Below are 21,592 nucleotides of genomic sequence, written 5' to 3' on the forward strand. Positions count from 1 at the left end.
ATTGACGTCGGACCGCTGGACGAGAGGCTGTGCTAGGACCATCTTAGCGCCATGGTCGAGCCTGCCGACAGCCTTGGTTTCGAGAAACTCACGCCCCGTGAGCGAGAGATCCTGCGCCTGATCGCCCAGCATCAGCGCTCGAAGGAAATCGCGCGCCTGCTCAGCCTGTCGCCCAAGACCGTCGAGATGCATGTGCTCAGCGCCCGTCGGCGCCTGGCCGGCATGCCGCGCCGCGACGCCGCCCTGGCCTTCGTGGCCTGGGAGCAGGCCCCCGGTAATTGGGACCCCGGTAATGACTACCGTAGGCAATCGCCAGACCTAGCCGTCGAGCCCGAGCCGGTCTCTCCTGACTTCAACAGCGGGAGCGGCCATGGCCATGAACGACAACTCACCCAAGACGAGGCCTTCGGGCGCTCCCGGTTCGGCCTTCTTCATCGCGAGCTGGAAATCGCTGGAAGAGGGCCTGACCCTGATGGCGGGCACCCCCGAGCGGGAGCGCCTGGTGCCGGAAACGGTCTCGGCGCTGCGCAAGGCGCAGGCGGCTGGCGATCCTCCTTCGAAGCTGCTGCTGCGAGTTCTCGCGGCGACGGCCTTCCTGTCGGACGACAGCCCGATCCGGTCCGAACGCGGGGAGGTTGGCGCCATGACCTGACTCCCGCCCAATGGATGGGCCTGATCCTGGTTTCTGCCCTGGCGGCCGGCGTGCTGCTCAGCGTGGTGACCATGGGAGCCCATGAATTCCTCTTCGCCCTCCAGCGGTTCCGCGAGGGCTGGAGCACACCGCCGGCGCACTGACCGGCGACCAGCTTTCCAACAATCAAATTGCCTTGAACGTGCGGGGGGCTCCCGCGCGAGTGGGAGAGTCTTGCATGAAACGCAGCGACGCGGCCCGTGCTGGGGCCGAGAAACTGAAGCGCGCCGAAGCCGCCATCGATGCGGCCCTGCGCGAAACCGCCGAGCTGGTGGGCCTGCTGCCCTCCCTGCGGCTCGATGCTCAGCTGTCGGCCGTGATCGGCCAGGAAGCCATCGAGACCCTCGGCGACACCCTGAACCACATCCTTTCCGCCCGTCGGACGATCGTGAAGGCGCACGGCGATCTCGCCGAGGTCCGCGCCCAGATCGGCTGCGGCGCCCTGGCCATCGGCGACATGGGCAAGTCCGAGGACGGCGATACGCCGCGGACTATCGGCCTGCGCGCCATCGACGGCGCCCGCGCCGCGTAGTCCGCGGCCGTCCCCCTCTCAATTCTGGAGCCAATCCATGACCGCCGTTCTCGCCGCGCTTCAGCCGGCGATCGATGAAGCCGCCGAGTTCGGCCGCTGCCTGCGCGACCTCTGCCCGATCCAAAAGCGGGTGTTGACCGCACTCATGCACAGGCTGATCGCCATGGAAGAGGCCAACGACGCCGAAGGCGCCCTGGTCGTGATCGACGAGGTCCGTCGGATCCTCGGCGAAGGCCGGCTGACGCACCACTAGGGCGCGTCGCCCCTGAAGTGAGCACGGGCTCGGATCGCGCTTGATCCGGGCCCGACTTGCGTCATGTTGCCCCCGCGAGTCCGGGGGCCTCCTTTGATACAAGCCTTGATTTCCTTCGGCGTGGCGATCGTCGTCTGCGGTCTGGCCATACGGTTCGGGGACAAGCCCGCGCGGCGCGTTGGCATGATCACGCTGGGCGGATGGGTCGTCTCGCTGATCGTCTTTCGCAACAGCGCGCGCTTCGCCGATATCGGCCTGATGCTGGTCGACGGGGTGATCGCCGCTCTGTTCGTCTGGGTCTCGCTGTCGTCACGCCGGCTGTGGACGGTGGTGGTGGCGGCGTTCCAGATGCTGGGCGTGGCCTCGCATCTGGCCACGGTCATCGACCATCGCGTGACCATCAACACCTACAAGCTGAGCCTGGCGGTCTGGAGCTACGGCATCCTGGCCATGCTGGCGGTGGCCGTCTGGCGGCATTGGCGCGAGCAGCGTCGGGTCGGGGACGAGGGCGTCTAGTCCGTCAGGTCCTCGCGCCGGTCGACGTCGAACAGCACGCCGGATGCGTTGGTGGGGACCAGGGCGAGGGCCTCGCCCGCCTCGGTCATCAGGCCCTGGGCGCCGCGATCGCCGCCGAGCGCGCGCAGGGCGGCAAGGCAGTCGCGCGAGAACAGCACGGGGTGGCCGCGCCGACCGGCATGGGTCGGGGCGACGATCTTGACGCCTTCGACCAGCCGCGCCGCCAGGGCGCCCGCCAGGTCGTGGGGGACGCCCGGCATGTCGCCCAGGAACACGAAGACGCCGTCGCAGGCCGGATCCAGCGCCGCGACCCCGGACCGCAGCGAGGCGCCCAGGCCTTCGGCGGCGTCGGGGGAGAGCAGCGGGCGCAGGCGCGGATCGGGACGGGCGGCGACCAAGGCCGCCACTGCCGTGTCGCCGGGCCGGATCACCACCGTCACCCGTTCGACCGGGGCCGCCAGGGCCGCGTCCAGGGCGTGGTCCAGCAGGGGTCGATCGCGATAGTGGGCAAGCAGCTTGCCGCCGCCGAAGCGTGTTCCCGCGCCAGCCGCCAGGACGATGGCCTCCAGTCGCATGCGATCCCTTTCCGCGACGCCTTCGGAGGCCTATTCTATGGCGGATATGACGTCCCCTGACGACAGCCCCCGACTGATCGACGGCTTTGGCCGCGCGGTGACCTATCTGCGCGTTTCGGTCACCGACCGCTGCGACCTGCGTTGCGTCTACTGCATGGCCGAGCACATGACCTTCCTGCCCAAGGCGGAGGTGCTGACGCTTGAGGAGCTTGACCGCCTGGCCACGACCTTCGTGGGGCTTGGCGTGCGCAAGCTGCGGCTCACCGGCGGCGAGCCTCTGGTGCGCAAGGGGATCATGGAGCTGGTCGAGAGCCTCTCGCGTCACCTGAAGAGCGGCGCGCTGGACGAACTGACCCTGACCACCAACGGCACCCAGCTGGCCCAGCACGCGCAGCGGCTGGCGGACTTGGGCGTGAAGCGGATCAACGTCTCGCTCGACACCCTCAAGCCCGACCTCTTCCGGCGGCTGACTCGTGGCGGCGACGTGGCCAAGGTGGTCGGCGGGATCGACGCGGCCCTGGCGGCCGGCATCCAGGTCAAGATCAACGCCGTGGCGCTCAAGCGCGACAACGCCGCCGAGCTGCCGCAACTGATCCAGTGGACCCACGCCCGCGGTTGCGACATGACCCTGATCGAGACCATGCCGCTGGGCGAGATCGACGAGGACCGCACCGACCAGTTCCTGTCGCTGCGCGACGTGCGGCGCGAGCTGTCGTCCTACTGGACGCTGACGGACCTGGCCTACGCCACCGGCGGTCCGGCCCGCTACGCCAAGGTCGAGGAGACGGGCGGGCGGCTGGGGTTCATCACCCCGCTGAGCCACAATTTCTGCGAGGCCTGCAACCGCGTGCGGCTGACCTGCACGGGCACCCTGCACACCTGCCTTGGCCGTGACGACGCCAGCGACCTGCGGGCCGTGCTGCGCGGCGGGGCGACCGACGGCGAGCTGGTGGCGGCGATCCACGCGGCGATCGGGTCCAAGCCCAAGGGCCACGACTTCCAGGTCGACGCGCCGCGTCCGGCGGTGGCCCGCCACATGTCGACGACCGGAGGCTAGGCGATGGCCCGCGTGCTGCTGTTCGGACGCCTGGCCGACCAGGCCGGCTGGCGCGAGCGCGAGGTGGCGGCGGAAAGCCTGGCCGCCCTGCGCGCCTGCCTCGCCAATGACGACGCCGACCTCGCCGAAGCGCTCGCCGGGCCCGGCGTGCAGGTGGCCGTCGACAAGGCCCTGGTGCGCGGCGAGGCCGTGCTGGCGAGCGCCACCGAGGTCGCCTTCCTGCCGCCGATGAGCGGCGGATGATCACCCTGACCGAAGCGCCGTTCGAGCCCGGCGCGCTGCTGACCGATTTCTGCGCCGGCCGCGACGAGACCGGGGCGGTGGCCAGCTTCGTTGGTTTGGCCCGCGCCGAGGGCGGGCAGGCCTCGATCCTGGAGTTGGAGGCCTATCCCGGCTTCACCGAAAGCGCGATCGAGGCCTTTGCGAAGGGCGCCGCCGCGCGGTTCGAACTGCAGGACTGGCGCATCGTCCATCGCGTGGGAAAGATCGCGCCGGGGCAGGCGGTGGTGTTCGTGGCCGCGGCGTCCAAGCACCGCCGGGCCGCCTTCGAGGCGTGCGACTTCCTGATGGACTGGCTCAAGAGCCGGGCGCCGTTCTGGAAGAAGGAGTACGGGCCGGACGGCGCGCGCTGGATCGAGCCGACGGCTCAGGATAGGACCGACGCCCAGCGTTGGGATTAGGCCGTGGAAGCGGTTCCTCGTCCTTCGACAGGCTCAGGATGAGGAACCTTGGCTGTCGCCCTCACCCTGAGCCTGTCGAAGGACGAGGGCGTCGCGCAGGACGTTCGAAGGCAAGGAGAGAGATCGCATGTCAGGCCTCACCCCCGGCGGCGGGATCAAGCCGGAGCTTCCCTTCAAGCCGGTGCGGGTGGCGATCCTGACCGTCTCCGACACCCGCGACGAGAGCACCGACACCTCTGGCCAGATCCTGATCGAGCGCGTGAAGGCCGCCGGCCACGAGTTCGCCGGCCGTGCGGTGGTGCGCGACGATATCGAGAAGATTCGCGCCACCGTGCGCGGCTGGATCGACAGCGGGCAGGTCGATGCGGTGGTCAGCACCGGCGGCACGGGCCTGACTGGCCGCGACGTCACGGTCGAGGCGCTGCAGCCGCTGTTCGACAAGGTGATCGACGGTTTCGCGGTGGTGTTCCACCTCGTCTCCTACGCCACGGTGGGCCTGTCGACCCTGCAGTCGCGGGCCACGGCCGGGATCATCGACGGGGTGTTCGTGTTCTGCCTGCCGGGCTCGAACGGCGCGGTGAAGGATGGCTGGGACAAGGTGATCGCCGCCCAGCTCGACAGCCGACACAAGCCCTGCAACATGGTCGAGCTGATGCCTCGACTTCTGGAACGATAGGGCTTCTGGAAAAGTGAGCAGGCTGACCCACATCGACGACCAGGGCCGCGCCCGCATGGTCGACGTCTCCGACAAGCCCGCGACCGCCCGCGAGGCGGTGGCGGAGGGCTTCGTGCGGATGAGCCCCGACACCCTCGCCCTGGCCGTCTCCGGAACCGGCCGCAAGGGCGACGTGCGCGCCGTGGCCGAACTGGCCGGCGTGATGGCGGCCAAGCAAACGTCATCCCTGATCCCGCTGTGCCATCCGCTGGCGCTGTCGAAGGTGGTGGTCGAGGTCGAACCGGCCGACGGCGGGCTGTCGGTCACCGCGCGGGTCAAGACCACTGGTCCGACCGGCGTCGAGATGGAGGCCCTGACCGCCGTCTCGGTGGCCTGCCTGACCATCTACGACATGCTGAAGGCCGCCGAGAAGGGCATGGTCATCGAGGCCGTGCGGCTGCTGGAGAAGACGGGTGGGAAGTCTGGGGATTGGACGGCGTAACGGGGCCGCCGCCGCCGCTCCTCCGCGACCGCTTCTTATCTTGTTTCCCTCGCCCTTGTGGCGAGGGCCCATGCCGGCGACCGCTCAGACCTGGATCAAGCTTGATAGGTCTGAGCAGGCTGAACCATGGGTCCTGGGCACAAGGCCCAGGAAAGCGAAAAAGGGGGCGGCGATAAGCGGGCCCCCTAGAGCGCGACTTCCGCCCGCCTCTCCAGCGCCGGCTGCCCGTTGCGCGTGGCGATGATCTCGCCGATCACCGCCACGGCCACCTCGAATGGCGCCTTGCCGCCGAGATCCAGGCCGATGGGCGCGCGCAGCTTGGCCAGGTCCCGCTCCGTCAGGCCGTCGGCCTTCAGCGCGAACAGACGCTCCGACAATCGTCGCCGGGCCCCCAGCAGGCCGACATAGGGCGCCGGCGAGGGCAAGGCGGTTAGAAGAGCCTCGTGGTCCAGGGCCATGTCGTGGCTGCACACCGCCACGGCGGTCCAGGCGTCGAGGCCGGCGGCGGCCAGGGCGACCTTCGGCGCCTCGCGGCTATAGCGCACGCCCGGCAGGGGCGGGGCGGCCATCGGGCCCTTGGGACGCGCCAGCGTGGTCTCGAACCCGGCCTGGACGCCGAGGCTGGCCAGGGCCAGGGCGGTCGGATCGCCGCCCATCACCACCAGGCGCGGGACCGGATCGAAGCGGCGCACGAACACCCCGGGCCAGGGAACCGGCGTCGCCCCGACCGGCGCGCAGACCCGTTTCGTCCCGTCGGTGAACCACAGGGCCGGGCGCCTTTTTCGGGCGTGAGTCAAAAGGTCGCGCAACGCGCCATCGTCGACGTTAAGGCGTTCGACCAGGATCTCGATGCGGGCGCCGCACAGCAGGCGGATGTCCGGCCAGGGGCTGCCTTCGCCATAGACGAGGCGCCTGGGAAGACCCGTCTCGAGCACTTCGCGGGCGTGCAGTTCGACGTCGCTCTCGATGCAGCCGCCCGACAGGAAGCCGGCCACAAAGCCTTGCGCGAAAACCATCTGCGTGCCGACCGGGCGCGGGCCGCCGCCCTCCAGGGCGGTGATGGTGGCCAGCGCCGCGGGGCCTTGCGCGAGGGCCTGTTCGAGCGCCGGCCGCATGTCGTCGGCCAGGCCGTGCATCGGCCATTCGGGGCCGGAAAGGGCGGCGGGATCGGTAAGGTCCATCGGCGCGATCTTAACCCCTCGGCAAGGTTCCAGAAACGCCTTCTTCAAACCTTGGCGCGTAGGCTCCTCGACATTGGTGCTCATCCGACGCGGAAGTTCATGTCGCTCACCGTCTCCAAGCTCGGTCTTGCCGCCGCCCAGTTCGGACTGGACGGCATGAACGCGTCGCCGCGTTCGCGCTCCCCCGAGATCGAGGCGCGTGACATCCTCAGCATCGCCGCCCGCGCCCGCCTGTCGGTGCTGGACGTCTCGGGCGTCTATGGCCGCTCGGAATCCGTGCTTGGCGACCTGATCCCGCGTCCGGTCTCGTGCCGCGTGACCCTGGCCGCCGCCCGCGCCGACCGTGGACCCGACTTCGTCGAGGCCGAGGCCCGCGCTTCGCTGCGCCGCATGGGCCTGGAGCGCGCCGACACCATCGTCGTCCAATCGCCGTCGGAACTGTTCGGCGCCCATGGCCCGGCCATGTGGGACCGCCTGCACCGCCTGCGCGAGCAGGGCCTGTTCCGCAATATCGGCATTTCCGCCCACGCCACCGACGATCCCGTCGGCGTGGCCCGCCGCTTCAAGCCCGACATCATCCAGGCGCCCGCCAGCCTCCTCGACCAGCGCCTGCTGGCCGACGGCTCGCTGCAGCGCATCGCCGGCATGGGCGTCGAGGTGCAACTGCGCTCGATCTTCCTCAACGGCCTGCTGTTCCTGCCGCCCGACCGCGTGCCGGCCCAGCTGAAGGGGGCCTCGGGCCGCCTGTCGCGCGTGCGCCGCATGATCGCCGAAGGGCGTTCGGACCCGCTGCAGGCCGCGCTCGGTTTCGCCCTGTCGCGTCCCGAAGCCTCGGCCGTGATCGTCGGGGTGACCTCGGCCGCCGAGCTTTCCGCCGTCGTGGCGGCTGCTTCCAGCCCGCCGCCCGATCTCGACTGGGACGAGATGGCCATCGACGACCCGGTGGCCCTCGACCCGCGACGTTGGGTCGCCTAGCGGCGGACCCGACTCGAAGCTCAAGGTTCAGAAAAGAACCTGATGAACGCCTCGAAGGGAGGCAACGCCATGATCCTCGCCGTCCTGCAGGCCCGCATGGGCTCCAGCCGTCTGCCCGGCAAGGCGATGGCCACCCTCCAGGGACAGCCGATGATCCTGCGCCAGCTGGAGCGCATCCGGCAGGCCCGCACCCTTTCCAAGATCATCGTCGCCACTAGCGACCAGCCGGCCGACGACGCGCTGGCCGGGTTCCTGGTCTCGCGCGGCGTCACCGTTTATCGCGGCGCGGGCGCCGACATCCTCGACCGCATCGCCCGCTGCGCCGAGGCCGCCGGCCCGGTCAGCCACATCGTGCGCCTGAAGGGCGACGCGCCGTTTGTCGACCCGGGCCTGATCGACCAGACCGTCAAGCTGGCCTTGAGCAGCGGCGCCGACTACGCCTCCAACCGCGTCTATCGCACCTTTCCGGCCGGCCTGGAGGTCGAGGTGATCTCGGCCCAGGCCCTGCGCACCGCCGCCGCCGAGGAGCGCGACCCGCTGGCTCGCATCTCGCCCACCGCGGCCATCCGCAGCCAGCCCGGCCGCTTCCGCCACGCCCACCTGCGGGCCGTGCGCGACTGGTCGAGCCTCGACTGGCGCGTGAAGACTCCGGCCGATCTGGCCTTCGCCCGCTCGATCTACGACGCGCTCTACCCGGCCGATCCCGGCTTCCGTATGGGCGACGTACTGGACCTGGTGGAGAGCAAGCAGGACCTGGGCCGGTTCGCGGCTTAAGCCGAGCTAGTCTGCCTCCGGGGGCCGTGGGATCTGACCGTTCGGCATCTTCCGTATGGCCATGTAGCGCTGCTGTTCTGCCGCCTCGCTATCGGTGAAGAGGTGGTCGTATCCGTCCGCGCCGGGATCCCAGATGCCTAAGTCGTTGAAGTCATAGTTCTTCTGGAACGCTTCGAAGCTCGATTTCGCAGCAAATACATGTACCAGGGTTGCTTCGGGATAGGCCTCGATCAGGCGATCGCTTTGGGGGTCGATGGGAGCCATCATGCATCCCAGACCTGTCCGCCAGATTTCGAAGATCTTCCTGGCCATGCCTGACTAAGCTGGAAACTTGCCCGCCCGCGCCAGCGACGACGCCGGGGCCTTGTCCAGGCGCTGGCTGATGTCGCGGCCGATCGTGATCAGGGCGTCCAGGTCGTAGCCGGTCTCGAAACCGGCCCGCTCCAGCATGTAGACCAGATCCTCGGTGCCGATATTGCCGGTCGCCGCCGGGGCGAAAGGGCAGCCGCCCAGGCCGCCGACCGAGGCGTCGAGCACGTCGACCCCGGCCTCGACGCTGGCGAAGGCGTTGGCGAGACCCGTGTTGCGGGTGTCGTGGAAGTGCATGCGCAGGCGCGCGTCCGGCGCCGCGGCGCGGACGGCCTCGATGCGCTTGCGGACCGTCCAGGGATCGGCGACCCCGATGGTGTCGGCGATGGCGATCTCGGGCACGTTCATGGCGGCGGCCTCGCGGGCGATGGCGACCACCTGGTCTTCCGAGATCTCGCCGTCGAACGGGCAGCCGAAGGCCACCGAGATGGTGGCGGTGATCGGCGGGCCGCCGTCGATGGCCTGGCGCTCGACGATGGCGGCCAGCGCATCAAGCTGCTGGTTGACCGTCGCGCCCTGGTTCTTCACGCCGAAGCCGTCCGAGGCGCAGACCACCACATTGGCCTCGTCGCAGCCGGTGGAGACGCAGCGCTCCCAGCCACGCATGTTGAGCACCAGGCCGATACGCGAGCGTCTGGGATCGGGGCCGCCCAGGGCGTCCATGATCTCTTCGGCCCCGGCCATCTGCGGCACACGGTTGGGGTTCACGAACGACACCACCTCGGTGCGGCGGGCGCCGGCGGCTTCCAGGCGTCGGATCAGGTCGAGCTTTTCCTCGACGGTCAGGATCGACTTCTCGTTCTGCAGGCCGTCGCGCGGACCGACCTCGACGATCTCGATGAAGCGGCTCATCGCGGGGCCTCCTCGGCGACGGGAGCAGTGGTCTCGGCGCCGCTGACGGCGTCGGGGGCTTCGACGGCCTCGTGGCGGCGGGGCTCGCCGCGATAGATGCGCAGCACCTCGTCGTCGCCGTCGGAATAGTTCAGGCCCTTGATTTCGCCGGCCTGGCGCGGGGCGTGGCCCAGAGCGGCCAGGGCGGCGCGGAACTTCTCGTCCTCGCGGCCCTCGACCACGGCGGGGCGGCCTTCGTCGACGGCGTCGGCGGCGCCTTGCGCATCGGTCAGCTGGGTGGTGGTGCCCAACTGGAAGACCATGCTGGGCTCGGAATAGCCGGTCACCGCCACCGGGCCGGGGGCGCCGGCGCGAGGGGCGAGGTCGGAAGCCTCGAGGGCGCGGGCCAGGCGCTTGGACAGCCACAGCGAGTCGAGACGCGGGGCCAGCAGGCCGGCCATGGTCCCGTGCGCCAGTATGCCCAGCACCCCGGCGGTGACCAGGGCCTTGGCGGCCTGTTTGCGCAGGATCAGCCAGCCGCCGGCGACGGCGGCGGCCACGAACAGCAGGGCGGGCAGGATCGCCAGCGGCAGGGCCGACGGCGCGGCGTAGGTCTTCCAGGCGATGACGCAGACGGCGGCGAAGGCCACGCCCGCCAGGGCCAGCAGCGCCGTGCCGATGATGCGCGGGACAAGGCCCAGGGGGCTGCGCAGGGCGGCGGCCATCAGCATGGCCAAGGCCCCGAACGAGGGCAGGGTGTAGTGGGCGAGCTTGGTGGGCAGGATCTCGAACATCAGCCAGGTCGGGATCAGCCAGCACAAAGCAAAGCGCACGCCCGGCTCCTTGCGGCCGGTCCAGGCCAGCACCAGGGCGGCGGGCAGCAGCAGGGTCACCGGGAACAGCAGCAGCGGCGAGAGCAGGGCGTAGTAGCCGAACGGGCCGCTGTGGCTCTCGTGGCCGCCGGCCAGCTTGGGCGCCAGGTCCCCGCCCACCGCCGCGCCCCAGAAGGCGCCGTCGGTGGCGATGGTGATCATCGTCGCCCAGGGCAGGACGATGGCGGCGAACAGGATCAGGCCCCAGCTCCAGCCCAGCTGCTTCAGCCAGCCGATCTTCCGGTCCCAGGCCCATAGAGCCAGGATGGCGAGGATGGCGACCAGCAGGCCGACCGGACCCTTGATCAGGGCGGCCATGGCCATGCCGATCCAGAAGGCCAGCTTTGGCCCCTTGCCGGCTTTCTCGCCGGCCAGGCCGGCCGCGTAGATCCTGGCCAGGCCCGCCATGGCCAAAGTCGTGAAGCCGCACAGCGCCGCGTCGGTCTTGGCGATGAAGGCCTCGGTCGACAAAAGGAAGGTCGCGCCCAGGATCGCGCCCGACAGCAGGCTCTCGCGCGGGCCGAAGAAGGCGGCGGCGCCCCAGGCGCAGGCCGCCGCCGCCAGCATGGCGCCCAGCAGCGAGGGAATGCGATAGGCCCAGATGCCCCGGTCTTCCGGCGCCGAGACGGCCTCGACCGCCACGGCCTGCAGCCAGTGGATGCCCACCGGCTTCTTGTTGCGCGGCTGGTCCTGCAGCTTGATGTTCACATAGTCGCCCGTCTCCAGCATCTGGGCCGTGGCCTGGGCGAAACGGGACTCGTCGCGGTCGAGCGGCGGCATGGCGAACAGGCCCGGCAGGCCGGCGATCAGCGCCACGAGCGCAGCGAAGACCGGCGCGCGCCAGCCGCGCGACCAGGCGTCGAGACGGGATTCAAGACTCGGGCTGTGGCTGGGGGCGGGGCTGGTGTTCGCGCTCATGCGTGCTGGAATAGCACGATCCTTTCATGGCGCGAGATTTGCGGTAAAAGCGGCCATGACATCCGATAATTCCGCCGCGATCCCCGATTTCTCCGTCGTCGTGCCCGTGTTCGACGAAGGCGGGGCCGCGCCGGCCCTGGCGCGCGAGATCGCGGCCGCCTTCGCCGGCGAGTCCTACGAGATGATCTTCGTGGACGACGCCAGCCGCGACGACACCAAGGCCCTGCTGACCGCCCTCAAGGCCGAGATCCCGCAGCTGCGCGTGCTGGGCCACCGCAAGAACTCGGGCCAGAGCCGCTCGATCCGCAGCGGCATCCTGGCCGCCCGCGCCCCGATCGTGGTGACCATGGACGGCGACGGCCAGAACGACCCGGCCGACGCCCCGCGCCTGGCCAAGGCGCTGCAGGCTGCGCCCGTCGAGCTCGCCCTGGTCGGCGGCGAGCGGGTCAAGCGCCAGGACAGCAACGCCAAGCGCTTCGCCTCCAAGTTCGGCAACGGCGTGCGCAAGCGCCTCTTGAAGGACACGGCCAACGACACCGGCTGCGGGCTGAAGGCCTTCCGCCGCGAGGCCTTTCTGCGGCTGCCCTACTTCGATCACATCCACCGCTACATCCCGGCGCTGATGCTGCGCGAGGGCTACGAGATCGCCTTCCAGCCGGTGAACCACCGTCACCGCGAGACGGGCGTGTCGAAATATACCAACTTCGGCCGCCTGAAGGCTTCGGTCAGCGACCTCTTCGGCGTGATGTGGCTGCAGTCGCGGGCCCGCAACCCGCAGGGCGTCGACGAGGCGTAACTCTCGATCCCTCTTTGATCCCCATTCTTGCCTTCCTGGGCCTTGTGCCCAGGATCCATGGTCCAACCTGCTCAGACCTTGCGAACCTGATCGAGGTTTGAGCGGTCGCCGGCATGGGCCCTCGCCACAGGGGCGAGGGAGGCGAAGAGGGGCATGGGAAGAGAGGCGATCAGGGCGGCGCCGGCTTCACCCGCCTGGCAAAACCGGTTAACCCTGAAAACCGACTTCGGGGGAATTCACCGCAATGTTCGCCGCCTTTCCGCTGCTGGCCCTGCCGGTGCTGATCTACAACCTGCTGGCCCTGACGGTCGGCGGCGGTTTCTCGTCTGACGCGGCCAGCTATCGGTTCGGCGAGCAGCTGTTTCGCATCCACATGGCCTCGCGCGTCGACTGGATCGTCAGCTGGGGCGACCTCCTGCTCGGCGCCTCGCTGGTGGTGCTGTTCGTCGAGCTCCTGAAGTCGACGACCAGCCGCAAGGTGGCGATCGTCAACCACTCGCTGTCGATGGTGCTGTTCATCGTCTGCCTGGTGGAGCTCCTGCTGCTGCCGGCCTTCGCGACCTCGGTGTTTTTCCTGATCACCCTGATGGTGCTGCTGGACGTGCTGGCCGGCTTCATCGTCACGATCGTGGCGGCCCGCCGCGACGTGGACTTCGGCGAGATGCGCTAGGGGCGGCCGCCCTCGTCCTTCGACAGGCTCAGGATGAGGGCTATTGCCGACGCTTCACTCGAAATCCTCACCCTGAGCCCGTCGAAGGGCGAGGATTTCGCGATGCGGCGTTTCTACAAGCGCCCTGGAGCCGTCCCGCGTTAGCCTTCCATGCAGGAGGCCCCGATGGACGACGACCAGCCGCCGCAAGACAGCAAGCTGACCCGCAGCAAGGAAGCCTGGGCGCGCTCGGGCAAGTTCCTGACCGGCGAGACGAGCCGTCCGGAGAGCGAGCGCCTGCCGCCCGGCCAGCACCTGACCCGCGACTGGCCGGTGCTGGACCTGGGCCTCAAGCCCGACGTCTCCCGCGAGGACTGGCGGCTGCGCATCGACGGCCTGGTGTCGCGGCCGGCGACCTGGAGTTTTTCGGCCCTGCTGGCCCAGCCGCAGAGCGCGTCGGTCTCCGACATCCACTGTGTCACCACCTGGTCGCGCTACGACAACCACTGGGACGGGGTGCTGACCCGCGACGTGGTGCTGGCCGTCGCGCCCAGGGACGAGGCGCGGTTCGTGGTGCTGCATTCCTACGACGGCTACACCACCAACCTCGCGATCGACGACTTCGCCCACGAGGGGGCGCTGCTGGCCCACGGCTGGGAAGGCGCGCCGATCGCGCCCGAGCATGGCGGTCCGGTGCGGCTGGTCGTGCCCCACCTCTATTTCTGGAAAAGCGCCAAGTGGCTGAAGCGCATCGAGTTCGTGGCCGCCGACCGGCCCGGCTTCTGGGAGGAGCGCGGCTATCACAATCGCGGCGATCCGTGGTCCGAGGAGCGCTACGGCTGAGGGCGGCCGATTTCGACAAGCGCCGGCGCGTCCGGCCCACTATCTATCGGTAACAGACCCTCTTACGGACGCCGTTCATGACCGCTTCCAATCTCTGGCTCGCCGCCGGCCTGCGCTCGCCCTTCGCCAAGGTCGACGGGGCCCTGGCCGCCCATGACGCCATTGACCTTTCCGTGCCGGTGGTGAAGGCCATGCTGGAGAAGGGCGCGCGGCCCGACTTCGCGGTCTGGGGCACGGTGATCCCCAACCTGACCTGGAGCAACATAGCGCGCGAGGTGCTGCTGGACGCCGGGGCGGACCCGACCATTCCGGCCTTCTCCACGGTCATGGCCTGCTCGACCAGCATGACCGGCGTGCTCGAGGCCGCCGGCATGATCGACGGGCGCGGCCGCGACCTGGCTTTGGTCGGCGGCGTCGAGGCCATGAGCCGGGTGCAGATCGGCCTGTCGGTGCGGCTGTCGGACTGGATCCGCCGCTTCCAGCAGGCCCGTGACCTGAAGGGGCGGCTGGCGGTGCTGTCGGCGTTCAAGGCGGCGGATGCGAAGCTGTTCATCCCCAAGGTGGCCAATCGCACCACGGGCCTTTCCATGGGCGAGCACACCGAGATCACCGCCAAGGAATGGGGTCTGGCCCGCGCCGACCAGGACGCCATCGCCTTTTCCAGCCACCAGAACGCCGTGCGGGCCTGGGAGAACGGCTTCTTCGACGACCTGGTGATCCCGGTCGGCGAGGCGCGGCGCGACACCATCCCGCGCAAGGACAGCACGCTGGAGAAGCTGGCCAAGCTGAAGCCGGCCTTCGACAAGGTGAGCGGCCAAGGCACGCTGACGGCCGGCAATTCCTCGCCGCTGACCGACGGCGCGGCCAGCGTCTGGGTGGCCTCGGAGGCGGGCCTGGCCCGGCTGCCCGAGCGTACGCCGCGGGTGAAGATCCTCGACTACGAAGTCACCGCCATCGACCTGAGGAGCGAAGGCCTGCTGATGGCCCCGGCCTATGGCGTGCCGCGCATGCTGGCCCGCAACGGCCTCACGCTTGGCGACATCGGGCTCTGGGAAATCCACGAGGCTTTCGCGGCCCAGGTGCTGTCGCACATCGCCGCCTGGGAGAGCAAAAAGTTCCTGGCCGAGCGGGCCGGCGTCACGGCCGATCTTGGCGCCTTCCCGCGCGAGCGGATGAACCCCACCGGCGGCAGCCTGGCCCTGGGCCACCCGTTCGGGGCCACCGGCGCGCGGATCCTGTCCCAGGCGACCAAGGAACTGGCGGCGCGCGGCAAGGGCGAGAAGGCCATCGTCAGCATCTGCGCCGACGGCGGCCAGGGCACGATGATGTTGCTGGAGGCGGCGTAGGGCTGAAGCGCCCTCATTCGCCTTCCTGGGCCTTGTGTCCAGGATCCATGGTTCAGCCTGCTCAGACCCTTCGAGCTTGGTCGAGGTCTGAGCGGTCGCCGGCATGGGACCTTGCCGCAGGGGCGGGGGAGGCGAAGAATTATGGATAGTCTTCGAGCGCACGCCTCATCTCGAAGAGCGGCCGCGAAATCCAACAATGTCTTGGGGCTGGACGTAGAACCGGCCCGAGGACTAGGGGCAACCTCGGGCCGGCGGTACGCATGTCGCGTTGTGGGGGGTGGACGCGACACGGTTAAATTGGACCCGGCAGTCCCTACGATCAAGCGAATGGATGTCGCTCGGCGCTTTTGTCGCAGGGAAGCGTTGTCAGGAAAACGGTGTCAGGTCAGGACCGAGAAGATCAGGGTGACGACGGCCACGTCGAAGGCTCGGATCAGGATGGACAGCATAGGTCGTGACGCTTTCCGGAAAGACTCGGGTCTCGACCTAGCAAGACTGGCGCCAAGTCGGCGCGGGGCGCTAGAAATCCAGGATGGCGCTGTTCTTCGATCACGACTGGTACGACGCGCGGCTGGCGCAGCGGGGCCTGGATCGTCTGGCCCTGGCCGCGGCGGCGGGTCTCAGCGCGGCCGATCTGGAGCTGGTCTTCAAGGATCAGCGCGAGATCGCGCCGGCCGAACTGGCGGTTTTTGCCGAGATGGTCGGGGTTTCCCGGGAAGAAGCCGCCCAGCGCGCCGGGGTGGGCGCGCATTCGGCGCCGGTCGATCCGGCCGCGGCGCGGATCGCGCGGCTGGAGGCCAGGGTGGCGGCGCTGGAGGCCCAGGTCGCCGTCCTTGCGGCCAGATCTGGCGGCTAGATCTCGGTCTTCTTGATCAGGCCCGCCTTGGGGCGGCGGTCGGCCGGGCCGGAATATTCCGTGCCGAGATAGGTCGAACGCGCCGCGTCGAGCACTTCCTGCCCACCGCGCAGGCCGCGCTTCTGGCCGGGCTGGCCCATGACCTGGGCGGCGAAGGCGGCGAACGGGCCGCGCGGGCGCGGCTGCGGCGGCGGATCGGCCGGCGTCTCTTCCTCGTCGCGGACGAACACGACCTCTTCGCCGTCCGCCTCGTGGCGGTCGGTGTCCTTGGGCGCGGCCAGCGCCCGGCGCGCGTTCGCCGCACGTCGGATGGGGTCGATCGGACCGGTCATGGTCGGCACGCTAGCGGCGCCTCCGTTAAGAACGAATGCGCCGTCATGGTTGATGGAAATTAGGACTTGGTCGCCAGCTTGGCGATCTGTTCCTGCATGGCCTCGAGCTGGCGCTTGAGGTCGGCCAGGCTGTCCTCGCTGGGGGCGGACGGCGCCGGCGCGGGCGGCGGCGGGGCGGCGGGGGCCTCGGCGGCGGCGTCCTCGGGGCGGCTGTAGGCGAAGGGCGAGAACATCTTCATAGCCCGGTCGAACAGCGCCATGTTCTGGCGGATCTGTTCCTCGTAGATGGCCATGCCCGGCGCGGCCGCCTTGCCGGCCAGGCCCGGGGCGCCGGTGAACTGCTGGCGCATGCGCTCCTGCTGCTTGGAGAAGCTTTCCAGCGACATCTCCAGGTAGCTGGGCAGGAAGGCCTGCATCGAGTTGCCGTAGAAGCCGATCAGCTGGCGGAGGAACTGGATGGGCAGCAGGTTCTGGCCGCCGCCGCGGTTTTCCTCTTCGAAGATGATCTGGGTCAGCACCGAGCGGGTGATGTCGTCGTTGGTCTTGGCGTCGTAGACTACGAAGTCGACGCCCTCCTTCACCATGTCCGACAGGTGTTCGAGGGTGACGTAGGAACTGGACGCGGTGTTGTAGAGCCGGCGGTTGGCGTACTTCTTGATGACCACGCGCTGCCCCGAACCTTTTTCAGCGGAAACTTTGTCGGCGCTGGTGGCGGCTTCGCCTTTTTCGGGGTTCTCGGACATTTCGTTCCCTGGGACAGCGGTGTCGCCCGCCTTTTCGCATCGCACTATCGCTAATGCAAAGCCAGGGCGCCAGTCCCGCGAGGACTTGGACGCCAGATGATGACATGAAAATGTATTCGTGACGAACGCCGTTCGTTTGGGCATGGTGCTGTTGCACTGCAAAAGTGTGGGCGCCGCACCTGCGAAGGCGTCACGGAACAGTCACGGGAAAATCAAAGCCAATGACCGATATCGTCATCGTCTCCGCCGCCCGCACGCCGGTGGGTTCCTTCCTCGGCGCGCTTTCGAGCCTGCCGGCCGCGGAGCTGGGCAAGACCGCGATCGCCGCCGCCGTCGAGCGCGCCGGGATCAAGCCGGCCGACGTCGACGAAGTGATCTTGGGTCAGGTGCTGCAGGCCGGCGCCGGTCAGGGTCCGGCCCGCCAGGCCTCGGTCAAGGCCGGCATCCCGGTCGAGAGCCCGGCCTGGAGCCTCAACCAGCTGTGCGGCTCGGGCCTGCGCGCGGTGGCCCTGGGCGCCCAGCAGATCCTGTCGGGCGACGCCAGCATCGTCGTGGTCGGCGGCCAGGAGAGCATGAGCCAGGCCCCGCACGCCCAGGCCCTGCGCACCGGCCAGAAGATGGGCGACCTGGGTTTTGTCGACACCATGATCAAGGACGGCCTGTGGGACGCCTTCCATGGCTACCACATGGGCCAGACGGCCGAGAACATCGCCAACCGCTGGCAGATCACCCGCGAGGACCAGGACAAGTTCGCCGTCGCCAGCCAGAACAAGGCCGAGGCCGCCCAGAAGGCCGGCAAGTTCGCCGACGAGATCGTCGGCGTGACCATCAAGGGCCGCAAGGGCGACACCGTCGTCGACCAGGACGAATACATCCGCCATGGGGTGACGCTGGACAGCATCTCGGGCCTGAAGCCGGCCTTCGCCAAGGACGGCTCGGTCACCGCCGCCAACGCCTCGGGCCTCAATGACGGCGCCGCCGCCCTGGTGCTGATGAGCGCCGAGGAAGCCGACAAGCGCGGCCTCAAGCCGCTGGCCAGGATCGTCTCGTGGGCCAATGCCGGCGTCGAGCCCGAGATCATGGGCACCGGCCCGATCCCGGCCACCAAGAAGGCCCTGGAAAAGGCCGGCTGGACCGTCGGCGACCTCGACCTGATCGAGAGCAACGAGGCCTTCGCCGCCCAGTCGATCTCGGTGGTGCGCGAGCTGGGCCTCGACCCGGCCAAGGTCAATGTCAACGGCGGCGCCATCGCCATCGGCCACCCGATCGGCGCCTCGGGCGCGCGGATCCTGACCACCCTTGTCCACGAGCTGAAGCGCTCGGGCGGCAAGAAGGGCCTGGCCACGCTGTGCGTCGGCGGCGGCATGGGCGTGGCCCTCTGCGTCGAGGCCGTCTGAGCCGGGTAGTCTGGCCCCGGAAGAAGTCTTCGTGACAAACTGCGTCCGGGGCTTGCGCTCCGGACGCGACCACGTGCAACCATGACGTAACGGAAGCGGGAGACTACTGTATGGCTAGAGTTGCGTTCGTGACCGGCGGCACCCGGGGTATCGGCCGGGCGATCTGCGAGCGGTTGGTGGCCGACGGCCTCAAGGTCGCGGCCGGCTATTCCGGCAACGAGGCGGCCGCCGAGGCCTGCGCCAAGGAGCTTGGCGTGATGGTGGTGAAGGGCAATGTCGGCTCGTTCGACGACTGCCAGGCCGCGGTGGCCAAGGTGACGGCCGAGCTGGGCCCGATCGACGTGCTGGTCAACAACGCCGGCATCACCCGTGACGGCTTCCTGCACAAGATGACCTACGATCAGTGGTCGGAAGTGATCCGGGTCAACATGGACTCGGCCTTCAACATGACCCGTCCGGTGATCGAGGGCATGCGCGAGCGCGGCTGGGGCCGGATCGTCAACATCAGCTCGATCAACGGCCAGAAGGGCCAGGTCGGCCAGACCAACTACTCGGCCGCCAAGGCCGGCCTGATCGGCTTCACCAAGGCGCTGGCCCTGGAGAACGCCAAGAAGGGCGTCACGGTCAACGTGATCTGCCCCGGCTACATCGACACCGAGATGGTGGCCGCCGTGCCCGAGACGGTGCTGGCCGGCATCATCGGCGGCATCCCCGTCGGCCGCCTGGGCAAGGGCGAGGAGATCGCCGACATGGTCTCGTTCCTGGCCGGCGAGCGGGCGGGTTTCGTCACCGGCGCCACCCTGTCGCTGAACGGCGGCCAGTACCTCGCCTGAGGCTGGCCTCGAACCTTCTGTCTTGACCTGACGGTCCCGGTTGGCGTCAATCGCGCCAACCGGGAGCACGTGGCGGATCGCCGCGCTCTTCCTGTTTGGGACGAGCCTGCTTGTCCGTTGCGGGCGACCGAAGCGGGCAGGCTCTATGGGGAGCGAGTGGCGGGGGCCGCGCGCCAAGGGAAGCGTTGCAGAAAAGTCGCACGGCGACGCTTGCCAGGAAGCGCCGCCTCCACGTCCAAGATTCGCCCCAGTCGGGGACCATCACCGTTCGCATGATACGACCGACGGTGGAAAGGATGGGGCCGGGAGGCTGCGCGGCAACGCTGATGCTCGCCCTGGCAGGCCTGACCATCGCCACGCCCGTCGCGGCCCAGTCCAAGCATAACCTGCGCGACGCCCTGTTCGGCGACCGCGCCGCCGCCGAGGCCCGCAAGGCCCCGCCGCCGCCGGTGGCCCGCTACGTGTCCGACGGCGGCGGGGCCTTCGTGCTCGACCGCGCCACCCCGACGACCCTGCTGAAGTTCGAGAACAGCAGCGAGGTATGGGTGCTGTCGCCCCATGCCGGGCCGCGCGGCGACGTCATCTACAAGAACGAGCTGGGCGAGCCGATGCTGCGCGCCACCAAGCTGGGCGGCATGACCCTGTTCACGCCCGACCGGCCGGCCGGCGCCGCCGCGGCGCTGATGGGCCGGGCCCCGACCATCCAGCCGCCGGCCTTCATCACGCCCAACGCCCTGTTCCAGCGCATGCTGCAGGCGGCCGACCGCGCCAGCCGCGCGGCGCGCCACCGGGTCAGCTTCGAGACCGTGCAGGACGCCCGGCCCGAGACCTCGGTGCTGGTCGCCGAATGCGCCAACGTCACCGCCGAGGCCTTCGAGCGCATGGCCCGCAACGGTGACCGCGGCCTGCTGAACCGCATCGGCCGCGTGCTGCTGGCCGAGGGGCGAAAGCCCGGCGCGACGATCAAGGACGACGCCCTGATCGTCACCTACGCCGCCGGCAAGGGCCTGGCCGGTCGTCCGTCCTCCGACCGCATCATCAAGGTGGTCGACAAGTAGGGGAGGGCGAAAGCCACCCTAGCAGTCGCACGTTCGTTGAGGCGAGACGACGCGCCAGCCGTCGCTGTCGGTCTCGGCTGTCACGCGCTCGAAATCATGAGGTTTGTGGGGGCACCACGTGCAGATGCGCGGGTTTCTGTGTTTGAAGGCGCCGTCCGGGTGTCGCATCTGACCGCCGCTGCGAACCCACTGATGGTTGGGCGCCCAGGCTTCGATCGACGCGTAGGCGCGATCGTTGGTCGCTGCGCCGTGATGAGGGGCCGTGAGAAGGGTCCGCTTCTCGGGTGGCTTGCCGGTGACGGCGCAGTTTCTGCGATGGCGCCCGCTGCTCCACATGAATGGGGAGTCTGCCGTGAATAGCACCGCGGGCTCGTCGTCGCGTTCCGGGGCGACGAACACCAGGCTCTCGATGTTCACCGTGCTCAGGGCCAGGACCGTCATCAGGGATCTGCGTCGCGGCGTCCTGCGAACCTCGACGCAGTTCACGGGCTCCAGAACGTCCGCGATCCCGCCAGAAGCGGGCTGCTTCCTTCTTTTGAAGGCGCCGTAGTCGAACCATCGGATGATGGCGCCATTTGCAAGCGCCGAGGCGACGACGCGGCTCAGGCGCTCGCCGACCGAGAACTGAAGGGAAAGCCAGGACGCGTTCAGGGCCTCCAGTGCATCCAGTGCATCCAGAGCCTCCAGTGCATCTAGTGCATCTAGCGACTCCAGAGTTTCCAGCGTGAGGCCGAGATATGGGCTATTGAAGCATGCATCTTTGGCCAGAGCCGAGAGATGCCCGAAGCCTTCCGCGACGCCTCGGGCCTGCGAGTATTCAAGATGCTCGTCGCGTTCGGTTTCGGAGGGCGCGTCATGGTCTTCAGCGCCTGCAATTGCATCCACCATCGCATCTATCCAGGCGACGTCGGAGGAGCCATCGAAGCTCTCATCTTCGGGTTCCAGAAGGGGCTCCGCCGCAAGGGCTCGTTCAAGGAGCTTGCGCGCGTCCTTGATGGTCGCGTCGAGTTCGAGGCCGTCTGCGAGCGCTGCGGCGATCACCTCGGCCCAGACTGCTGGCAGCCAGAACTCGTTGACGCTCAGGGGAACGCCGATCTGCAGATTCCATTCTGAGAACAGATCGACCAGGCCTTGCGCATGGTCTTCGTCCGCATGGGTGCAGACGACGATGTCCAGCGTCTTGCCAGGAGGGAGCACGTGGCGAAGCTGTTCCACCAGTTCCCGGGAGCACGCTCCGCCGTCCACCAGGATCGTCCGCTCGCCACGTTCGAGCACGAAAGCGTCGCCATCCACGGGGAGGGCGGTAAACCTACTCATGAGCGCCTCGTCCAACTGCACCGTGGCATTGGCTAGGCCCG

28 protein-coding genes and 2 pseudogenes are annotated in these 21,592 nt (G+C 69.0%); 22 read left to right on the plus strand and 8 right to left on the minus strand.

Features of this window, described 5'->3' with window-relative positions; all coding sequences use genetic code 11:
* Window positions 1-51 precede the first annotated feature (51 nt).
* From ACODR1_RS00095 to ACODR1_RS00120, 6 genes and pseudogenes are all read left to right on the plus strand, one after another.
* Window positions 52-228 (plus strand): annotated as a pseudogene (locus ACODR1_RS00095) (response regulator transcription factor); the annotation flags it as partial.
* A gap of 148 nt (window positions 229-376) precedes the next feature.
* Entirely contained in the window at window positions 377-652 is a 276-nt protein-coding gene (locus tag ACODR1_RS00100) for a hypothetical protein (RefSeq protein ID WP_101716124.1), read from the plus strand.
* A 14-nt stretch (window positions 653-666) separates the two neighbouring features.
* Complete coding sequence (locus tag ACODR1_RS00105) at window positions 667-795, plus strand: hypothetical protein (RefSeq protein WP_276308897.1); 129 nt, start codon at window positions 667-669, stop codon at window positions 793-795.
* A gap of 74 nt (window positions 796-869) precedes the next feature.
* The gene (locus ACODR1_RS00110; protein WP_488878634.1) at window positions 870-1,223 is read left to right on the plus strand and encodes a hypothetical protein; all 354 of its coding nucleotides are present in this window, start codon (window positions 870-872) and stop codon (window positions 1,221-1,223) included.
* A 37-nt stretch (window positions 1,224-1,260) separates the two neighbouring features.
* The gene (locus ACODR1_RS00115) at window positions 1,261-1,476 is read left to right on the plus strand and encodes a hypothetical protein (RefSeq protein WP_101716100.1); all 216 of its coding nucleotides are present in this window, start codon (window positions 1,261-1,263) and stop codon (window positions 1,474-1,476) included.
* Window positions 1,477-1,659: 183 nt separating this feature from the next.
* Window positions 1,660-1,992 carry a hypothetical protein gene (locus tag ACODR1_RS00120; RefSeq protein WP_488878635.1) on the plus strand — a complete coding sequence of 111 codons (333 nt, stop codon included), beginning with the start codon at window positions 1,660-1,662 and terminating at the stop codon, window positions 1,990-1,992.
* On the opposite strand, the gene ACODR1_RS00125 is transcribed toward ACODR1_RS00120, so the two are convergent.
* Window positions 1,989-2,567, minus strand: coding sequence for a nucleotidyltransferase family protein (locus ACODR1_RS00125; protein WP_488878636.1), 579 nt, complete (start codon window positions 2,565-2,567; stop codon window positions 1,989-1,991). The two genes, ACODR1_RS00120 and ACODR1_RS00125, sit on opposite strands and share 4 nt — an antisense overlap.
* Here ACODR1_RS00125 and moaA point away from each other — a divergent pair.
* The 6 genes and pseudogenes from moaA (at window position 2,566) to moaC (ending at window position 5,461) form a co-directional block, all read left to right on the plus strand.
* Window positions 2,566-3,624: a GTP 3',8-cyclase MoaA gene (moaA, locus tag ACODR1_RS00130; protein WP_488878637.1), complete on the plus strand. Its 1,059-nt coding sequence runs from the start codon at window positions 2,566-2,568 to the stop codon at window positions 3,622-3,624. The genes ACODR1_RS00125 and moaA overlap by 2 nt on opposite strands.
* Window positions 3,625-3,627: 3 nt before the next feature.
* A complete protein-coding gene (locus ACODR1_RS00135) occupies window positions 3,628-3,867 on the plus strand; it encodes a MoaD/ThiS family protein (RefSeq protein ID WP_488878638.1) in 240 nt (79 codons plus the stop codon).
* Complete coding sequence (locus ACODR1_RS00140) at window positions 3,864-4,304, plus strand: molybdenum cofactor biosynthesis protein MoaE (protein ID WP_488878639.1); 441 nt, start codon at window positions 3,864-3,866, stop codon at window positions 4,302-4,304. The genes ACODR1_RS00135 and ACODR1_RS00140 overlap by 4 nt, the downstream gene beginning before the upstream one ends.
* A pseudogene (locus tag ACODR1_RS00145) lies at window positions 4,300-4,396 on the plus strand (hypothetical protein); the annotation flags it as partial. The gene ACODR1_RS00140 and the pseudogene ACODR1_RS00145, both read left to right, overlap by 5 nt.
* Before the next feature lie 35 nt (window positions 4,397-4,431).
* The gene (moaB, locus tag ACODR1_RS00150) at window positions 4,432-4,980 is read left to right on the plus strand and encodes a molybdenum cofactor biosynthesis protein B (protein ID WP_488878640.1); all 549 of its coding nucleotides are present in this window, start codon (window positions 4,432-4,434) and stop codon (window positions 4,978-4,980) included.
* Window positions 4,981-4,993: 13 nt separating this feature from the next.
* Complete coding sequence (gene moaC, locus ACODR1_RS00155; protein ID WP_488878641.1) at window positions 4,994-5,461, plus strand: cyclic pyranopterin monophosphate synthase MoaC; 468 nt, start codon at window positions 4,994-4,996, stop codon at window positions 5,459-5,461.
* A gap of 185 nt (window positions 5,462-5,646) precedes the next feature.
* Here moaC and ACODR1_RS00160 read toward each other — a convergent pair whose 3' ends face one another.
* A complete protein-coding gene (locus tag ACODR1_RS00160; protein WP_488878642.1) occupies window positions 5,647-6,642 on the minus strand; it encodes an XdhC family protein in 996 nt (331 codons plus the stop codon).
* Window positions 6,643-6,741: 99 nt separating this feature from the next.
* Between ACODR1_RS00160 and ACODR1_RS00165 the strand changes: the two genes are divergently transcribed.
* Complete coding sequence (locus ACODR1_RS00165; RefSeq protein ID WP_101716091.1) at window positions 6,742-7,617, plus strand: bifunctional regulator KidO; 876 nt, start codon at window positions 6,742-6,744, stop codon at window positions 7,615-7,617.
* Between the two features lie 69 nt (window positions 7,618-7,686).
* Window positions 7,687-8,391, plus strand: coding sequence for a glycosyltransferase family protein (locus ACODR1_RS00170; protein WP_488878643.1), 705 nt, complete (start codon window positions 7,687-7,689; stop codon window positions 8,389-8,391).
* 6 nt (window positions 8,392-8,397) lie between these two features.
* Here the strand turns inward: ACODR1_RS00170 and ACODR1_RS00175 are convergent, their stop codons facing one another.
* Genes ACODR1_RS00175 through ACODR1_RS00185 form a run of 3 tightly spaced genes read right to left on the minus strand, consistent with a single transcriptional unit; the run spans window position 8,398 to window position 11,381 of the window.
* Complete coding sequence (locus tag ACODR1_RS00175) at window positions 8,398-8,703, minus strand: hypothetical protein (protein ID WP_488878644.1); 306 nt, start codon at window positions 8,701-8,703, stop codon at window positions 8,398-8,400.
* A 6-nt stretch (window positions 8,704-8,709) separates the two neighbouring features.
* Window positions 8,710-9,612, minus strand: coding sequence for a hydroxymethylglutaryl-CoA lyase (locus tag ACODR1_RS00180; RefSeq protein WP_488878645.1), 903 nt, complete (start codon window positions 9,610-9,612; stop codon window positions 8,710-8,712).
* A complete protein-coding gene (locus ACODR1_RS00185) occupies window positions 9,609-11,381 on the minus strand; it encodes an ArnT family glycosyltransferase (RefSeq protein ID WP_488878646.1) in 1,773 nt (590 codons plus the stop codon). The genes ACODR1_RS00180 and ACODR1_RS00185 overlap by 4 nt, the downstream gene beginning before the upstream one ends.
* Window positions 11,382-11,436: 55 nt before the next feature.
* Here ACODR1_RS00185 and ACODR1_RS00190 point away from each other — a divergent pair, with 55 nt between their 5' ends.
* The 5 genes from ACODR1_RS00190 (at window position 11,437) to ACODR1_RS00210 (ending at window position 15,871) form a co-directional block, all read left to right on the plus strand.
* The gene (locus ACODR1_RS00190) at window positions 11,437-12,177 is read left to right on the plus strand and encodes a glycosyltransferase family 2 protein (RefSeq protein WP_488878647.1); all 741 of its coding nucleotides are present in this window, start codon (window positions 11,437-11,439) and stop codon (window positions 12,175-12,177) included.
* Window positions 12,178-12,421: 244 nt separating this feature from the next.
* Window positions 12,422-12,847, plus strand: coding sequence for a hypothetical protein (locus ACODR1_RS00195; protein ID WP_488878648.1), 426 nt, complete (start codon window positions 12,422-12,424; stop codon window positions 12,845-12,847).
* Between the two features lie 165 nt (window positions 12,848-13,012).
* Window positions 13,013-13,669 carry a sulfite oxidase-like oxidoreductase gene (locus ACODR1_RS00200; RefSeq protein WP_488878649.1) on the plus strand — a complete coding sequence of 219 codons (657 nt, stop codon included), beginning with the start codon at window positions 13,013-13,015 and terminating at the stop codon, window positions 13,667-13,669.
* Window positions 13,670-13,746: 77 nt separating this feature from the next.
* The gene (locus ACODR1_RS00205) at window positions 13,747-15,015 is read left to right on the plus strand and encodes an acetyl-CoA C-acyltransferase (RefSeq protein WP_488878650.1); all 1,269 of its coding nucleotides are present in this window, start codon (window positions 13,747-13,749) and stop codon (window positions 15,013-15,015) included.
* A 532-nt stretch (window positions 15,016-15,547) separates the two neighbouring features.
* A complete protein-coding gene (locus ACODR1_RS00210; protein WP_488878651.1) occupies window positions 15,548-15,871 on the plus strand; it encodes a DNA-binding protein in 324 nt (107 codons plus the stop codon).
* Here ACODR1_RS00210 and ACODR1_RS00215 read toward each other — a convergent pair.
* Together ACODR1_RS00215 and phaR are read right to left on the minus strand one after the other, a co-directional pair.
* Window positions 15,868-16,203 (minus strand): hypothetical protein, encoded by a 336-nt coding sequence (locus ACODR1_RS00215; RefSeq protein ID WP_488878652.1) that lies wholly within the window; start codon window positions 16,201-16,203, stop codon window positions 15,868-15,870. The genes ACODR1_RS00210 and ACODR1_RS00215 overlap by 4 nt on opposite strands.
* A 59-nt stretch (window positions 16,204-16,262) precedes the next feature.
* Window positions 16,263-16,946, minus strand: a complete 684-nt coding sequence (gene phaR, locus ACODR1_RS00220; RefSeq protein WP_488878653.1) for a polyhydroxyalkanoate synthesis repressor PhaR — start codon at window positions 16,944-16,946, stop codon at window positions 16,263-16,265.
* A gap of 221 nt (window positions 16,947-17,167) precedes the next feature.
* Between phaR and ACODR1_RS00225 the strand changes: the two genes are divergently transcribed.
* From ACODR1_RS00225 to ACODR1_RS00235, 3 genes are all read left to right on the plus strand, one after another.
* Window positions 17,168-18,343, plus strand: coding sequence for an acetyl-CoA C-acetyltransferase (locus tag ACODR1_RS00225; RefSeq protein WP_488878654.1), 1,176 nt, complete (start codon window positions 17,168-17,170; stop codon window positions 18,341-18,343).
* A gap of 110 nt (window positions 18,344-18,453) precedes the next feature.
* The gene (locus ACODR1_RS00230; RefSeq protein ID WP_488878655.1) at window positions 18,454-19,176 is read left to right on the plus strand and encodes a beta-ketoacyl-ACP reductase; all 723 of its coding nucleotides are present in this window, start codon (window positions 18,454-18,456) and stop codon (window positions 19,174-19,176) included.
* Window positions 19,177-19,502: 326 nt separating this feature from the next.
* Entirely contained in the window at window positions 19,503-20,234 is a 732-nt protein-coding gene (locus tag ACODR1_RS00235) for a DUF4908 domain-containing protein (protein ID WP_488878656.1), read from the plus strand.
* Between the two features lie 18 nt (window positions 20,235-20,252).
* On the opposite strand, the gene ACODR1_RS00240 is transcribed toward ACODR1_RS00235, so the two are convergent.
* On the minus strand, window positions 20,253-21,551 hold the full coding sequence (locus tag ACODR1_RS00240) for an MBL fold metallo-hydrolase (RefSeq protein ID WP_488878657.1): 1,299 nt from the start codon (window positions 21,549-21,551) through the stop codon (window positions 20,253-20,255).
* Window positions 21,552-21,592 lie beyond the last annotated feature (41 nt).

It is taken from the genome of Caulobacter sp. FG7 (assembly GCF_057808875.1).

Excerpts from the sequence above, each read along its gene's own strand:
- ACODR1_RS00190 (WP_488878647.1), top strand. The coding sequence starts at position 11,437 with ATGACATCCGATAATTCCGCCGCGATCCCCGATTTCTCCGTCGTCGTG.
- ACODR1_RS00160 (WP_488878642.1), bottom strand. The coding sequence starts at position 6,642 with ATGGACCTTACCGATCCCGCCGCCCTTTCCGGCCCCGAATGGCCGATG.
- ACODR1_RS00205 (WP_488878650.1), top strand. The coding sequence starts at position 13,747 with ATGACCGCTTCCAATCTCTGGCTCGCCGCCGGCCTGCGCTCGCCCTTC.
- ACODR1_RS00125 (WP_488878636.1), bottom strand. The coding sequence starts at position 2,567 with ATGCGACTGGAGGCCATCGTCCTGGCGGCTGGCGCGGGAACACGCTTC.
- ACODR1_RS00195 (WP_488878648.1), top strand. The coding sequence starts at position 12,422 with ATGTTCGCCGCCTTTCCGCTGCTGGCCCTGCCGGTGCTGATCTACAAC.
- ACODR1_RS00110 (WP_488878634.1), top strand. The coding sequence starts at position 870 with ATGAAACGCAGCGACGCGGCCCGTGCTGGGGCCGAGAAACTGAAGCGC.
- ACODR1_RS00230 (WP_488878655.1), top strand. The coding sequence starts at position 18,454 with ATGGCTAGAGTTGCGTTCGTGACCGGCGGCACCCGGGGTATCGGCCGG.
- phaR (WP_488878653.1), bottom strand. The coding sequence starts at position 16,946 with ATGTCCGAGAACCCCGAAAAAGGCGAAGCCGCCACCAGCGCCGACAAA.
- ACODR1_RS00185 (WP_488878646.1), bottom strand. The coding sequence starts at position 11,381 with ATGAGCGCGAACACCAGCCCCGCCCCCAGCCACAGCCCGAGTCTTGAA.
- ACODR1_RS00105 (WP_276308897.1), top strand. The coding sequence starts at position 667 with ATGGGCCTGATCCTGGTTTCTGCCCTGGCGGCCGGCGTGCTGCTCAGC.
- ACODR1_RS00135 (WP_488878638.1), top strand. The coding sequence starts at position 3,628 with ATGGCCCGCGTGCTGCTGTTCGGACGCCTGGCCGACCAGGCCGGCTGG.
- ACODR1_RS00210 (WP_488878651.1), top strand. The coding sequence starts at position 15,548 with ATGGCGCTGTTCTTCGATCACGACTGGTACGACGCGCGGCTGGCGCAG.
- ACODR1_RS00165 (WP_101716091.1), top strand. The coding sequence starts at position 6,742 with ATGTCGCTCACCGTCTCCAAGCTCGGTCTTGCCGCCGCCCAGTTCGGA.
- moaA (WP_488878637.1), top strand. The coding sequence starts at position 2,566 with ATGCGATCCCTTTCCGCGACGCCTTCGGAGGCCTATTCTATGGCGGAT.
- ACODR1_RS00215 (WP_488878652.1), bottom strand. The coding sequence starts at position 16,203 with ATGACCGGTCCGATCGACCCCATCCGACGTGCGGCGAACGCGCGCCGG.
- ACODR1_RS00100 (WP_101716124.1), top strand. The coding sequence starts at position 377 with ATGAACGACAACTCACCCAAGACGAGGCCTTCGGGCGCTCCCGGTTCG.
- ACODR1_RS00235 (WP_488878656.1), top strand. The coding sequence starts at position 19,503 with ATGCTCGCCCTGGCAGGCCTGACCATCGCCACGCCCGTCGCGGCCCAG.
- ACODR1_RS00175 (WP_488878644.1), bottom strand. The coding sequence starts at position 8,703 with ATGGCCAGGAAGATCTTCGAAATCTGGCGGACAGGTCTGGGATGCATG.
- ACODR1_RS00200 (WP_488878649.1), top strand. The coding sequence starts at position 13,013 with ATGGACGACGACCAGCCGCCGCAAGACAGCAAGCTGACCCGCAGCAAG.
- ACODR1_RS00240 (WP_488878657.1), bottom strand. The coding sequence starts at position 21,551 with ATGAGTAGGTTTACCGCCCTCCCCGTGGATGGCGACGCTTTCGTGCTC.
- ACODR1_RS00115 (WP_101716100.1), top strand. The coding sequence starts at position 1,261 with ATGACCGCCGTTCTCGCCGCGCTTCAGCCGGCGATCGATGAAGCCGCC.
- ACODR1_RS00120 (WP_488878635.1), top strand. The coding sequence starts at position 1,660 with ATGATCACGCTGGGCGGATGGGTCGTCTCGCTGATCGTCTTTCGCAAC.
- ACODR1_RS00225 (WP_488878654.1), top strand. The coding sequence starts at position 17,168 with ATGACCGATATCGTCATCGTCTCCGCCGCCCGCACGCCGGTGGGTTCC.
- moaB (WP_488878640.1), top strand. The coding sequence starts at position 4,432 with ATGTCAGGCCTCACCCCCGGCGGCGGGATCAAGCCGGAGCTTCCCTTC.
- ACODR1_RS00140 (WP_488878639.1), top strand. The coding sequence starts at position 3,864 with ATGATCACCCTGACCGAAGCGCCGTTCGAGCCCGGCGCGCTGCTGACC.
- ACODR1_RS00180 (WP_488878645.1), bottom strand. The coding sequence starts at position 9,612 with ATGAGCCGCTTCATCGAGATCGTCGAGGTCGGTCCGCGCGACGGCCTG.
- ACODR1_RS00170 (WP_488878643.1), top strand. The coding sequence starts at position 7,687 with ATGATCCTCGCCGTCCTGCAGGCCCGCATGGGCTCCAGCCGTCTGCCC.